Annotated in this window: 9 protein-coding genes; 4 read left to right on the top strand and 5 right to left on the bottom strand. The window is 64.2% G+C overall.

The features are described 5' to 3' along the window. Positions 1 to 276: 276 nt before the first annotated feature. Together Q7T26_04150 and Q7T26_04145 are read right to left on the bottom strand one after the other, a co-directional pair. On the bottom strand, positions 277 to 2,745 hold the full coding sequence (locus Q7T26_04150; protein ID MDO8531350.1) for an ATP-dependent Clp protease ATP-binding subunit: 2,469 nt from the start codon (positions 2,743 to 2,745) through the stop codon (positions 277 to 279). Then, positions 2,738 to 3,898 carry a S1 RNA-binding domain-containing protein gene (locus Q7T26_04145; GenBank protein ID MDO8531349.1) on the bottom strand — a complete coding sequence of 387 codons (1,161 nt, stop codon included), beginning with the start codon at positions 3,896 to 3,898 and terminating at the stop codon, positions 2,738 to 2,740. Before Q7T26_04145 ends, Q7T26_04150 begins: the two co-directional genes overlap by 8 nt. A gap of 581 nt (positions 3,899 to 4,479) precedes the next feature. On the opposite strand from Q7T26_04145, the gene Q7T26_04140 reads away from it, so the two are divergent. The 4 genes from Q7T26_04140 (at position 4,480) to Q7T26_04125 (ending at position 8,810) form a co-directional block, all read left to right on the top strand. Next, on the top strand, positions 4,480 to 5,178 hold the full coding sequence (locus Q7T26_04140) for a hypothetical protein (GenBank protein MDO8531348.1): 699 nt from the start codon (positions 4,480 to 4,482) through the stop codon (positions 5,176 to 5,178). Between the two features lie 89 nt (positions 5,179 to 5,267). Continuing rightward, positions 5,268 to 5,633 carry a TfoX/Sxy family protein gene (locus Q7T26_04135; GenBank protein ID MDO8531347.1) on the top strand — a complete coding sequence of 122 codons (366 nt, stop codon included), beginning with the start codon at positions 5,268 to 5,270 and terminating at the stop codon, positions 5,631 to 5,633. Positions 5,634 to 5,922: 289 nt separating this feature from the next. Beyond that, positions 5,923 to 7,953 carry a hypothetical protein gene (locus Q7T26_04130; protein MDO8531346.1) on the top strand — a complete coding sequence of 677 codons (2,031 nt, stop codon included), beginning with the start codon at positions 5,923 to 5,925 and terminating at the stop codon, positions 7,951 to 7,953. A gap of 155 nt (positions 7,954 to 8,108) precedes the next feature. Beyond that, positions 8,109 to 8,810, top strand: coding sequence for a glycosyltransferase family 2 protein (locus Q7T26_04125; GenBank protein ID MDO8531345.1), 702 nt, complete (start codon positions 8,109 to 8,111; stop codon positions 8,808 to 8,810). A 76-nt stretch (positions 8,811 to 8,886) separates the two neighbouring features. Here the strand turns inward: Q7T26_04125 and dnaN are convergent, their stop codons facing one another. The 3 genes from dnaN to Q7T26_04110 all read right to left on the bottom strand — a co-directional run bounded on the left by dnaN (position 8,887) and on the right by Q7T26_04110 (position 12,509). Beyond that, complete coding sequence (gene dnaN / locus Q7T26_04120; GenBank protein MDO8531344.1) at positions 8,887 to 10,017, bottom strand: DNA polymerase III subunit beta; 1,131 nt, start codon at positions 10,015 to 10,017, stop codon at positions 8,887 to 8,889. A 76-nt stretch (positions 10,018 to 10,093) separates the two neighbouring features. Continuing rightward, the gene (hemL, locus tag Q7T26_04115; protein MDO8531343.1) at positions 10,094 to 11,419 is read right to left on the bottom strand and encodes a glutamate-1-semialdehyde 2,1-aminomutase; all 1,326 of its coding nucleotides are present in this window, start codon (positions 11,417 to 11,419) and stop codon (positions 10,094 to 10,096) included. Between the two features lie 13 nt (positions 11,420 to 11,432). Continuing rightward, positions 11,433 to 12,509, bottom strand: a complete 1,077-nt coding sequence (locus Q7T26_04110; GenBank protein MDO8531342.1) for a Glu/Leu/Phe/Val dehydrogenase — start codon at positions 12,507 to 12,509, stop codon at positions 11,433 to 11,435. Positions 12,510 to 12,632: the final 123 nt, after the last annotated feature.

Below are 12,632 nucleotides of genomic sequence, written 5' to 3'. Positions count from 1 at the left end.
AGCCTTGTTTCTTCAGATACTCACCTCTCCCCCTCTCCTGCGGGAAAGGGGGAGATAAGACTTCTGGGGACACCCCAGACCCCGGCAGAGCTTTGACCTGCATCTCAATAGAAGCAGAGCCTACAGAACACATGGGGCGCTCGCGAAGGCCCATTTTGGGGTGTCCAGAGGGGCCGCAGTCCCTCTGGCGGGGGCCTGGGGGATACCCCCAGATTCAATACCCCCGCTCCCTTTCGTAAAGGGAGCGGGGGCAGGGGGTGAGGGTTTGCAACAGACCTAGGTGTTGGCCAGGGCCACCGTCCCCGACTTGACGACGATCTCGTCGTCCTGCACGTCCAGCACCACCGTCTCGCCGGGCTTGAACTTGCCCTGGAGGATGGTGTCGGAGAGCTTGTCCTCCACCATGCTCTGGATGGTGCGGCGCAGCGGCCGCGCGCCGTACACCGGGTCAAAGCCCTTCAGTCCCAGGAAGTCCTTGGCGCGGTCCGTGACCTCCATCGTGAGGCCCTTCTCGACCAGGTGTGTGCTCACCAGGGCCAGCATCAGGTCCACAATCTGGCGGATGTGCTCCTTGTTCAACGCGTGGAAGACGACAATGCCGTCAATGCGGTTCAGGAACTCGGGCCGGAACGTCCGCTTGACCTCCGTCATGATCTTCTCGCGCATGTCCTCGTAGCTCTGCTTGGCGGTCTTGGCCTCATCCGACTTGACGGTGAAGCCCACCAACCCCTGGCGCCGGATAAGCTCCGCGCCCAGGTTGCTGGTCATAATCACGATGGTGTTGCGAAAGTCCACCTTGCGGCCCTTGGCGTCCGCCAGGTGCCCGTCGTCCAGGATTTGCAGCAGGATGTTGAAGACATCCGGATGCGCCTTCTCGATCTCGTCAAACAGGATGACGCAGTAGGACTTGCGCCGCACGCTCTCGGTAAGCTGGCCGCCCTCCTCGTAGCCCACGTAGCCGGGCGGCGCGCCCACCAGGCGGGCCACCGCGTGGCGCTCCATGAACTCCGACATGTCCAGCCGGATGAGGGCCTCGTCGCTGCCGAACATGAACTCCGCCAGCGCCCGCGCCAACTCCGTCTTGCCTACGCCCGTGGGGCCCAGGAAGATGAAGCTACCGATGGGCCTGCGCGGGTCCTTAAGCCCGGCGCGCGCGCGCCGGACGGCCTTCGCCATGGCCTCAATGGCCTCGTCCTGGCCGATGATGCGCTTGTGGAGATGCTCCTCCATCTGGAGCAGCCGGGTTGTCTCCTCGGTGGCCAGACGCGTCACGGGGATGCCCGTCCACATGCTCAGGACCTCTGAAACATCCTCTTCCGTGACCGTGGGCTTGTCCGCGTCCTGGTCTTTCTCTTTCTGCCGGTCCTGCTCCATCTGCCCCAGCTTCTCCGTCAGGCGCATCTCGCGCTCGCGGAGCTCGGCGGCGTATTCGTACTGCTGGCTGGTGATGGCGTCGTCCTTCTCTTTGCGGACGTTGTCCAGGACCTTCATGGCCTCCTTGACCGAGAGCGGCGTGGAAGCGTGGCGAATGCGCACGCGGGACGACGCCTCGTCAATCAGATCAATGGCCTTGTCCGGCAGGAAGCGGTCGGCGATGTAGCGCGCCGCCAGGACAGCCGCCGCCTTGAGCGCCTCGTCGCTGATGTGCAACCGGTGGTGCTCCTCATAGCGGTGCTTGACGCCCCGCAGGATGGCGATGGTGTCTTCCACGGACGGCTCGTCCACCTGCACGGGCTGGAAGCGCCGCTCCAGGGCGGCGTCCCGCTCCACGTACTTGCGGTACTCGTCGAGCGTGGTGGCGCCGATGCACTGAAGCTCGCCCCGCGCCAGGGACGGCTTGAGGATGTTGGCCGCATCCACCGCGCCCTCGGCGGCGCCCGCGCCGACCATGGTGTGCATCTCGTCAATGAACAGGACGCAGTTGGCCGCCGCCTTGATCTCCTCGATGACCTTCTTCAGGCGCTCCTCGAACTCGCCGCGGTACTTGGTGCCCGCCACAAGCGCGCCCATGTCCAGGGTGACCAAGCGCTTGCCCTGCAAGGTCTCCGGCACGTCCCCGGCGATGATGCGCTGGGACAGCCCTTCCACAATGGCGGTCTTGCCCACGCCCGGCTCGCCGATGAGCACAGGGTTGTTCTTGACCCGCCGACTGAGTATCTGGATGACCCGCTCGATCTCCTTCTGTCTGCCGATGACCGGGTCCAGCTTGTTGGCCCGGGCCATGGCGGTCAGGTCAATACCGAGCTGGTCCAGGGTGGGCGTACGCGTGGCCTGCCGCTGGGGCGCGTGGGGGTGAGACAGACTCTGGCTCAGGATGCGGTTCGTCTCCGTGCGCACCTTGTCCAGATTCACGCCCAGGCTCTCCAGCACTCCGGCGGCCACTCCCTCGCCCTCCCGAAGGAGGCCGATGAGCAGGTGCTCGGTGCCGATGTAGTGATGGTTCATCCGGCGCGCCTCGTCCACGCCAAGCTCAATAACCTTCTTCGCGCGCGGAGTCAGTCCGATTTCGCCCGCGACGGCGCGCTCACCGCGGCCAATGATGAACTCGACGGCCTGGCGCACCTTCGCCAAATCGATCCCAAGATTAGCCAGAACGCGGGCCGCTACGCCCTCTTGTTCCCGCACCAGGCCCAGCAGGATATGCTCAGTCCCAATGTAGTTGTGATTGAAGTGCTGAGCCTCTTCCTGAGCGAGTTGGAGAACACGACGGGCACGCTCGGAGAACTTTTCAAATCTGTTAGCCATGTTCCTCTCCCGTCGTAGCAGCTTCCCCCCCGGCGCTCTGCGGCGCACCGGCGCTGACTGAGAGCCCTGGCTCCGCGCCCGCCTCCAGCGCCTGACGCAGGCTGAGGCCCAGGCGGTGCCGCTCGGGCTCAATCCGCAGGACCTTCAAAGGTACCGTGTCGCCCTCCTTCACCACCTCCTTGGGGTGTCGAATGGGACGGTCGCTCAGCTCCGATATGTGGACAAGACCTTCCACGGACCCCTCAATCCGCGCGAAGGCCCCAAAGGTCGTTAACTTTGTGATGATCCCGCTCACAATCTGCCCCACCTGATACCGATCGGTGACCGTCTGCCACGGCTCCGGCTTCAGCCGCCGGAGGCTCAATGCTATCTTCTTGGTCTCCGCGTCCACTTTGAGGACGTAGACTTCCACGTCGTCGCCCACTTTGACCACCTGGTCAGCCGTGGCGACCTGCTCCCACGACATCTCGGAGATGTGCACCAGTCCCTCGGCCCCGCCGATGTCCACGAACGCCCCGAAGGTGGTCACTCCGGTCACCCGTCCGTGGCGCACATCCCCTTCCTTGAGCCCAGCCAGAAGGAGCTCCTTCTGCTGCGCCCTTTTCTCCTGGAGCGCCGCTCGCTCCGACAGGATGACCCGGTTGCGGCGGCGGTTCAACTCGATGACCTTACACCGCATGGACTGGCCTGTCAGGCTGTCCAGCTTCTCCTGCGCCTGGGGGTCATCCGCACGTATCATCAACCCCATCTGAGAGAGTGGAATAAAGCCCTGAACGCCTTCCACGTCAACCAGCAAGCCCCCCTTGTTGTTGCCCGTCACCTCCACCTCAATCGCCTCGGCGCTCTCCAGGCCCTTTTCCAGGAGCCGCCAACCCACCTCGCTCCGGGCCTGGTCCACCGACAGGAGGACTTCCCCAAACTCGTTCTCTCCACGTATGACGGTGGCGAGAACGCGGTCTCCCACGTGCATTCTGCCCAGGGCCTGCGGACTCAGCGTCCGCATCTCTTGCGCGGGCACCAGTCCCTCGGACTTCAGGCCCAGGCTGACAAGGATGCCGTCCTTGTCCATTCGCATGACAATCCCTTCAGTCACGTCCCCACGGCGCAGACTCTTATACCCCTGTCCTTTTTCTTGCTCCAGGAGTTTCTGCATTCCGTTTGGCGTCTCGGAAGGGCTGTCCGACGATGTAGATGTCATAAGTTACAGTTTCATTATACGAGATTGCCTATCTGTGTGTAAAGGGATAAGACCCTCCTGTCTGCTTGCCGTTCCGCGAGAGCCTCAATGAGAAGATAGCGCCAGGAACAGACTGGTGGGTAAGTATCTGTATTATAGCATGCCGGTTGGGTCCAAGGAAGCCGACATACTTAGGTGCGGAATAGCTTCCAGCACCCTCACGCTGGCAGCGCCGCGAATCTCCTCATTCCGAAGCGAGGAAGCGCCCAAGGGCGGGCGGTGGCCGGCACATGTCCTAGAAACCCGGGCTGTTGCACAGGCGACTACACGGTCACGGAGTTTGTGCTCATGCCGCGCTTCCCGCCCTCCGGCAGGGATGGACAGCGGGTGTAGAATAAAGCCGAGTTCGCGCCCGAAATAGAGGTGACGCGAACGGAAAACACAAAGCGGATCACCTTCCCGAACGGGAAGCACGGCACACGGGTGTTTCCACAATCCGCGAGAGCAAGGTGTTTCGGTTGGGGGACGTAAGCTAGCGCCGCAAAGGAGGAACTGCCATGGACTTCTTGATTCTGTTCGCCCTGGGCGTGCTCGGTGCACTCATCACCATCTACATCGCCCAGCAGGAGGTCATCCCTGAGTTTCGCCCCTTCTTTGACACTATTGACACGGACCAGGAGGCGAAAGACCTGCGGGAGCACAACAAGAAGACCCGCGAGGAGATCGACAAGATACAGGACACGCTCCAGAAGAGCACGCTTCCCCAGGCGCAATTGGACCAGCTCGGCAAGGCCCTTGACACGGCCCAGCGCGAGCTGGAAGACGACCGCCAACGCCTGGAGAAGCTGGAGCGCGAGATCAAGCAGGGGCAGGTGACCACCCGCCTTCTCGGCTTCGTCCTGTACGCGGTCCTTGGCGGCGCAATCGCCGCGCTTCTGTCCGACAAGGTGAAAGTCGAGGGCTTTGACGTCACCTTGCCGAAGCAGTTCCAGGCCATTTTCGTGGGCGCTTCATGGACGGGCTTCCTGTCTGTCCTGGGCTTCAGCACCACGCCGCTGGCGTCCCGAGCAGTGAAGCAGGCGGGCGAGGAGTTTGACAATCTGAAGAAAGACATGCTGGATTTAATCGATAGGAGAGCCCAAGAGGCACTGGCCGAGAACCAGCCTCTCCATGTGGACGACCTGAAAAGGGAGACCAAGGCAAAAGTGGACATCGCGAACCGGGTTGTCCAGCGGGCGGTGAAGGGGCTGATGTAGCGATTGGCAGCGCCCGCCAGCATTAGCCAAACACACTGTTCTCAACACATGTCCTTCGCTTAATCCGGGCAGCAGCGGGGAGTCGCGTCATGAAATGGCAGCCTGCGCCAAGCAAGATGGTCCGCCTCTTCGAGGTCACCATGCAGTCCCTACCCGAGGCGGCGAAGCGCAAGATGTTCGGCTATCCCGCCGCGTTCGCCAACGGGCACATGTTCGCGGGGCTGCACCAGGACTCGTTCGTGCTCCGGCTGTCGCCCTCTGATTGCGCCGCCTTCCTCAGGCTCCCAGATTCAAAGCCGTTCGATCCCATGCCGGGCCGCACTATGGGGGACTATGTGCTTGTTCCCCAGGCCTTGCTGAACGCGGAAGGCGATATCCTGGTCTGGCTTGAGAAGACCTTTGCTTACGCCGCGTCACTTCCGCCAAAGAAGCCCAAGGCGAAAGGCGCCCGCTGATCACGATGAGCTTGCGCTCAAGCGCGCGCAGCTTGTCAAATCCAGTCCTGGCGCGCACGTCTCTGTCGGTTACCTCGTGACTGACATCTTCTAGGGCCTCGCTTGATAGGAGACCCAGGAACAATACCCCTGTATAAAAGGCGACCGCGCGGAGAGACTGTGTAAGTCCCCCTCTTTGCGTGCGACCATCGGGCCATGTATAGTAATAGTCCATTTCAACCAGTCTGCGCGTCGGTGCATCTGATAGGCAGGAGCCCATGCCTGATAACCCCGTCTCCCAGGGCATTGTATGAAGGCAGCCTTCCTCAAGGCGACACAGTTTGCCTCCCGTCCGGAAAATGCTTCCACAGGCAACATCGCTCTCGCCGCGGGGCTTGCTCTCGGGCTGCTGGCCGCCTATGTCGCAACGAGCGTCTGGCCCGTCGGTGTGGAGTCCCTGGAAAGCGCCAGGGCGCAGGGTATCATCAGCCCCGGCACGCTGAGCGGGTACGTCAAGTACAAGGAAAACATCCACTATCTTCTCTGGATGTTTTTGACGGTCGGCGTCGCCCTCATCTTCTGGCTCGCATGGGCGCTCCTGGCATCCCGCCGCGCGGATAACATCAACGTCGCCCCATATCGCGCCTTGGAGCCCGCTCCTCCGTCGGTGTCCTCTCCTCCACTCACCCTCCTGGAAGCAGCTCTGGCCGCTGCCGGTGTCCTTCTGCTTGCCTACAGCCCCGTCATCTTCTGGGGGACCGGCGCGGACTGGGTCTTCCTGCAGGACCAGGGGATGCACTTGAGTTGGGCCAATACCGTCCTGCATGGCGGCGTGCTCTACCGAGACACACACCTGTTGTACGGTCCGCTTATGGAGTATCCGCTGGCCGCGGCCATGTCGCTCGTCGGCGCATCCGTGTTGACCCTGCGCGTCTTCAACTTCATTCTCAACCTGATCGCGCTCGTATCCATTGCGCTGATGCTACGCCGCGTCCTGCGCTGGCGTCTCCTGGCTTACACCGGAGCGGTCCTGGCAATCGTCATTCACTTTCCCCTGTTTCCTGGCATGCAAAGCGCCGTGTTCAGGACGACACCCGCCGTTGTGGCCGTCTTTCTCTGCTGGTTGGCGCGCGAGAGGCGCGCGCGCCTGCTGATGACAGCTTCCGGCCTGCTTGCGGGCTTCGCGCTGTTCTACAGCCAGGAGACGGGCGTGGCCGCGCTCGCGGCAATCGCGGTGATGCTGGTCGCAAACGCCTGGGAGAGGCGAGACCCGCGCGCATCGCTGACTTCCGCGGCATGGGCCGCCCTCGGCGTGGCAGTGGTCGCCATACCTGTCCTGGCCTTTCTTGCGCTCAACGGCGCCCTTGCCGCTTATGTCCACAACGTCGTCTCCTTCGCCGGCTATCGCGTGTCCAGCTACCCTGGCATCCCTTACCCCGACCTCCGGGCGGGCCTGCTTGAAGCGGCGGACCTTTTGTCCCGTAGCGTGTCCAGCGGCGTCTTCCCACCCCACGGCGTGGGCCGCCTCGCCCTGGCCCTCGCCGACTATCTGCCAGTGGCCCTGTACATGACCGTGTGCGCGAGTCTCGCGGTTCGTCTGGTCAAACGACGGTTCGATACCAGGGATGCGCTCAAGCTCGGCCTCGTCGTCCTCGGTGTCGCCCTTTTCCCCTACACCCTCTCCCTCAGCGCCGCATGGTCCATCGTCGGCACGCTTCCTCCGGTCACCATCCTGGCCTGGATATATATGGATGACCTTTGGCCAAGGCGAGGCGCGCCCGGGGTGATGGCAGCCCGCGGCCTCGCCGTCGCGGCCCTTGCGGGAGGGCTTGTGCTGTACGGGGCGTACAGCACAGCGTCCGGGCCATTCGCCCAGCAAACCATCCTCAAACTCCGCGCCGCTCTTGGCGCACCCGTGCCGTACCAGGCATGGTACGGCGAGGAGGCGGTACAGCTCACCATTCCCCGCGCCGAGGGCATGTGGGTCACGCAAAAGACGCGAGGCGAGATTGAAAGCGTCGTGCGTTTTATTCGAGAGCGCACGGCGCCGTCCGAGCACATCTTCGTTTTTTCGTACTCACCGGTTTACTATTTCCTGACCGACCGCACGAGCAGCACACGATTCGACTTCTTTCTCATGCCTAACACGCGGGAGGACAGGCGGCGCGTCATCGCGGACCTTGAACGCGACAAGACCCGGTTCGTCATATACGACGGCGCATCCCTTTGGGGCGTCCCGATCGACGTGATGGAGCCAGAGATCGTGCGGTACCTGAAAGACACCTATGTTGAGACGCTGTCAGCGGGAGCCGTCAAAGTGCTGGAGCGCCGGGAGAAGTAATATCTTCATCCTGCGAGTGCTATACCCCAACAAGCGGCATCATGCCCCACTGCCATGACTCATCCTATTTGTGATATAGTCTGCAATGGTGACCTTGCTCCCGTGAGGGAAACAGTGCTTCGCCACATTTTCCCATCGCGTTATCAGGAGGAGGGATGGCAGTAACAGGACAGCAGACCGGCACGACGTCGCTCATTTTGCTTACACGCAATGAGATCCACGGAGTACGCGCGCTTTTTGATCGCATCCCCTTTCACGCCGTGGACGAATGCATCGCAGTCGACGGTGGGTCGACTGACGGCACGGTGGAGTTCCTGGAGCAGCGCGGTCTGCGCGTGGTGCGGCAGAGCGTTCCCGGCCGAGGGCTTGCCTTTCAGATCGGCGCTGCGGAAACCAAAGGGGATTACCTCATCTTCTTCAGTCCGGACGGCAACGAAGACCCCGCGGACATCGTACGCCTCGTAGACCTGGTCAAGCAGGGAACCGACCTGGCGATCGCCTCACGGTTCATGAAAGGGGCGCGCAATGAGGAGGATGGCAAGATCATCGCAACCCGCAAGTGGGCCAATCTTGGCTTCACCCTGGCCTTCCGGCTACTGTGGGGCGGCCACATCACCGATACGCAGAACGGTTTCCGCGGCGTGCGGCGGGCGCGATTCGAGGAGATGAACCTCGACGCGCAACAGTTCGAGATCGAGTCCCAGATGACGATCCGCGCGCTGAAGCTGAAGTGCAAGGTGGCGGAGATCCCTACCCGAGAAGGTGACCGCATCGGCGGGCGGAGCAAGCTTCCACCCATCCCCACGGGGCTGCGCATACTGCGCGTTATGACCCGCGAACTCCTGCCCAGGGCCTAGTTTCGCCGACAGCCGCAGTCAGGGCAAACTCAAAGCTGATTGGCCTGCCGACCAGCGCCTGAACAGACCGTCACCTCTACCACTGAACGAACATCGGCATGACCACGTGCACGTAGCTGTCGTCGCCGACGGGCCGGATGACGCCCGGACTCGACGGGCTGGTCGTCTCCAGCGCCACCTGCCCCTTGTCCAGCACCGACAGCACGTCCAGCAGGTACTTGCTGTTGAACGCGATCTTCGCCGCCTCGCCCTCGACCACCGCGTCAATCTCGGACTGGTTGTCGCCCACCTCCTCGGCGCGGGCCATGACAGTCAGTTTGCCCCGCGCGCCGTCGGCGCCGGGCGTGACCTGGATCCGGACGATGCCGCTGGCGTCCCGAGCGAAAATAGCGGCCGTCTTGGTGGCGCGCTGGAACTCTCCGGCGTCCACCACCGCGCGAGAGGCGTGACCCTGGGGAATGAGTTGCGTATAGTTCGGAAAGGTGCCTTGCAGAAGCTGCGAGACCAGCTCCACGTTCTTCAGACGGAAGAGTACCTGGCTGCGAGCCGTGTTGACGGTCACCTCAACCGGGTCCGCCTGGTCGGCCAGCAGCCGGGCCAGCTCCATCAGCGCCCGCGCGGGCACGATGACGCTCGCCTCAGTCACATGGGCCGACAGCTTGGTCTTGCGCACCGCCAGCCGAAACCCGTCAGCCGCGGCCAGAGTCATCATATCCTCGCTGAAGGACATGTTCACGCCGGTGAGCACGGGCCGCGAGTCTTCCTGCGCCGCCGCGAGGGCCACCTGGCCGATGGTCGTGCGGAGGACATCCGGCTCAATCGTCGCCGTCAGGTCGCCGCCCACCTCCGGAATGGGCGGGAAGTCGTCGGCGTCAATGCCGCTCATACGCGCCTCGTAGCGCCCGCAGGCCATGTGCAGCACCTTACCCTTGGCGGGTACCGTCAAGGCAATCTTGTCGTTGGGCAACGCGCTGACGAACTCGGTGAGGATGCGGGACGGCACCGTGAGAGCTCCCTCCTCCTCCACCTTCGCCCCTATCCAGCAGCAGACCGCGATCTCCAGATTCGTCGCCGCCAGCTTCAGCCGGGAGTTGTCCGTCGCGATCAGAACATTTTGCGTCACGGGCAGCGTGGAGCGGACCGCGACCGCACGTCCCACAATCGAGAGGCCCTTCGCCAGGTTTTCTTGAAGACAAGAGACACGCATCGGACAGCCTCCTCAGGCAAAAAAGAAATATATCGAGAATCGAGTGGCGCTAGTATACCCCACGGATAACGCAATCTCAAGAAGCCGCGGAACGTACTCCCGCCAGAGCCTCGCCCGCCGCGCGCACCGTGGCCGTGATGTCCTCCTCCGTATGCGCCAGTGACACGAACCACGCCTCGAACTGCGAGGGCGGCAGGTACACGCCCTGTCGGAGCATGGCATGGAAGAACGCGGCGTAGCGCCGCGTGTCGGCCCGCTTCGCCGTGGCCCAGTCGGTGACGGGGCCCTGGCGGAAGAAGAGCGTCAGCACGGAGCCGACTCGCTGCACGCACGCCTCCACGCCGTTGAGCGCGACCGCGTCCCGCAGGCCGCGCTCCAGGGACTCGCCCAGCGCCTCCAGCCGCTCGTACACGCCAGGCGCGCCAAGCGCCTTCAGCGTCGCCAGGCCCGCCGCCATGGCCAGCGGATTGCCGGACAGAGTGCCCGCCTGGTACACGGGCCCCAGCGGCGACACCATTTCCATGATGTCCCGCCGCCCTCCATAGGCGGCCACGGGCAGCCCCCCGCCGATGACCTTCCCCAGACAGGTCAGGTCCGGTGTCACCCTTCCGCACATCGGAAGGGCCTGCGCCCCACCCCAGGCGACGCGGAAGCCCGTAATCACCTCATCGAAGATGAGCAGCGCCCCACACTTGCGCGTGACCTGCCGCAGGCCCTCCAGGAAGCTGGGCAGCGGCGGCGCCACGCCCATGTTCGCCGCCACGGGCTCCACGATGACCGCGGCGATCTCCCCTTCATGGTTGTCGAACAGCTCGTCCAGGGCCGACAGGTCGTTGTAGGGGCAGACCAACGTCTCCTGGGCGTAGGACGCGGGCACCCCCGCGCTGTCCGGCACGCCGAAGGTCGCCGCGCCGGAGCCCGCCTTGACCAGCAGGCCGTCGGCGTGGCCGTGGTAGCACCCCTCGAACTTGACGACCTTGCTCCGGCCCGTGTAGGCGCGGGCGAGGCGCAGGGCGCTCATGCAGGCCTCGGTGCCGGAGCTGGTGAAGCGCACCATCTGGATGGAGGGCATCGCCTGGCAGACCAGACGGGCCAACTCCACCTCCGCCTCGGTGGGCGCGCCATAGCTCGTGCCGCGCGCGGCGGCCGCCGTCACCGCCTTAATGACCCGCGGGTGCGCGTGGCCCAGGATGAGCGGCCCCCACGAGCAGACGTAGTCAACGTACCGGTTGCCGTCCACATCCCACACGTACGGCCCCTGCCCGCGGGCGATGAACCGGGGCGAGCCGCCCACGGCGCGGAATGCCCGCACCGGGCTGTTGACCCCGCCGACCAGGTAGCGCTGCGCCTCGGCGAACAGGGCTTCGGAACGCGTCGTGGACTGTCGGGGGGGCTGTGTCATGACAGACAGCGGGTTAGTGAGGCAGCCAGATGCGCTTGACCGCACGCGCCCCGCCGACGCGCTCTTCCGCCAGGCGTTCGGCGGCGCGGCTGGTGGGGATGCCCTCCGCCTTGCTGACGGCGATGACTTTCTCCAGCGTCCCATAGATGCGCGACGTGCGCTCCCGCGCCATCTCCTCGTTGTAGCCCAGCGGCATCAGCTCCACGCTGAGGTTGATGACGCCGCCCGCGTTGACGATGAAGTCAGGCGCGTACAGGATGCCCCGCTTCATCAGCCCCTCACCGTGTCGGTCCTCCGCCAACTGGTTGTTGGCGCCGCCGCAGACCACCTTGCAGCGCAGGCGCGGGATGGTGGTGTCGTTCAAAGCGCCGCCCAGAGCGCAAGGGGCGAAGATGTCGCACGCGGCATCGAAGACGTCGTCAGGCGCGACCAGCCGCGCGTCGAACTCGCGGCGCGCCCTGTCCGCCGCCTGCTCGTTGATGTCGGTCACGATAAGCCGCGCTCCGTCCCTTTTCAGATGCGCCGCCAGATTGGAGGCTACCTTGCCGAAGCCCTGCACGGCCACCGTGCGTCCCTGGAGGGAGGGATTGCCCCAGACGTCCTTCGCGCACGCCTGCATGGCGCGAAAAACGCCGTAGGCTGTCATGGACGACGGGTCGCCGCTGCCGCCCTGCGCCACGGGCAGGCCGATCACGTGGCGCGTCTGCGTGGCGATAATCTCCATGTCGTCCGTGGTGCTACCCATGTCCTCGGTGGTGATGTAGCGGCCGCCCACCGCTTCGACGAACCGGCCGTACGCCCGCAGCAGCGCCTCGCTCTTGTCGCGGCGCGGGTCGGCCATGATGAGCGCCTTGCCGCCGCCCAGCGAGAGTCCCGCCGCCGCCGCCTTGTACGTCATGGCGCGCGCAAGCCGCAGCACATCGGTCAGCGCGTCCTCCTCCGTCTTGTGGGGCCAGATGCGGACTCCGCCCAACGCCGGCCCAAGGGTGGTGTCGTGAATGCAAATGAAGGCGCGTAGGCCCGAGGCCTTGTCAGTGCACACGACCAGTTGCTCGTAGTCGCGCCCCAGCATGGTGTCGAAGATAAACACGAATGGTTACCTCGCTCCCGAAGGGCGTATCCGCCGATTGCCACGTGCGGAATATCCGTGGCGGCGACACGGTAATCGTAGCACGTCACCTGCCGCCGCGCCAGTTTGGCGAGGCCGCCGCGC

It is taken from the genome of Dehalococcoidia bacterium (assembly GCA_030648205.1).
GTDB lineage: Bacteria > Chloroflexota > Dehalococcoidia > JAUSIH01 > JAUSIH01 > JAUSIH01.
The sequence above is the reverse complement of the archived record's forward strand: the minus strand, read 5'-3'. Positions and strand labels throughout refer to the sequence as shown.

Coding starts and splice junctions, on each gene's coding strand:
- Q7T26_04150 (MDO8531350.1), bottom strand. CDS start 2,745: ATGGCTAACAGATTTGAAAAGTTCTCCGAGCGTGCCCGTCGTGTTCTC.
- Q7T26_04145 (MDO8531349.1), bottom strand. CDS start 3,898: ATGCAGAAACTCCTGGAGCAAGAAAAAGGACAGGGGTATAAGAGTCTG.
- Q7T26_04140 (MDO8531348.1), top strand. CDS start 4,480: ATGGACTTCTTGATTCTGTTCGCCCTGGGCGTGCTCGGTGCACTCATC.
- Q7T26_04135 (MDO8531347.1), top strand. CDS start 5,268: ATGAAATGGCAGCCTGCGCCAAGCAAGATGGTCCGCCTCTTCGAGGTC.
- Q7T26_04130 (MDO8531346.1), top strand. CDS start 5,923: ATGAAGGCAGCCTTCCTCAAGGCGACACAGTTTGCCTCCCGTCCGGAA.
- Q7T26_04125 (MDO8531345.1), top strand. CDS start 8,109: ATGGCAGTAACAGGACAGCAGACCGGCACGACGTCGCTCATTTTGCTT.
- dnaN (MDO8531344.1), bottom strand. CDS start 10,017: ATGCGTGTCTCTTGTCTTCAAGAAAACCTGGCGAAGGGCCTCTCGATT.
- hemL (MDO8531343.1), bottom strand. CDS start 11,419: ATGACACAGCCCCCCCGACAGTCCACGACGCGTTCCGAAGCCCTGTTC.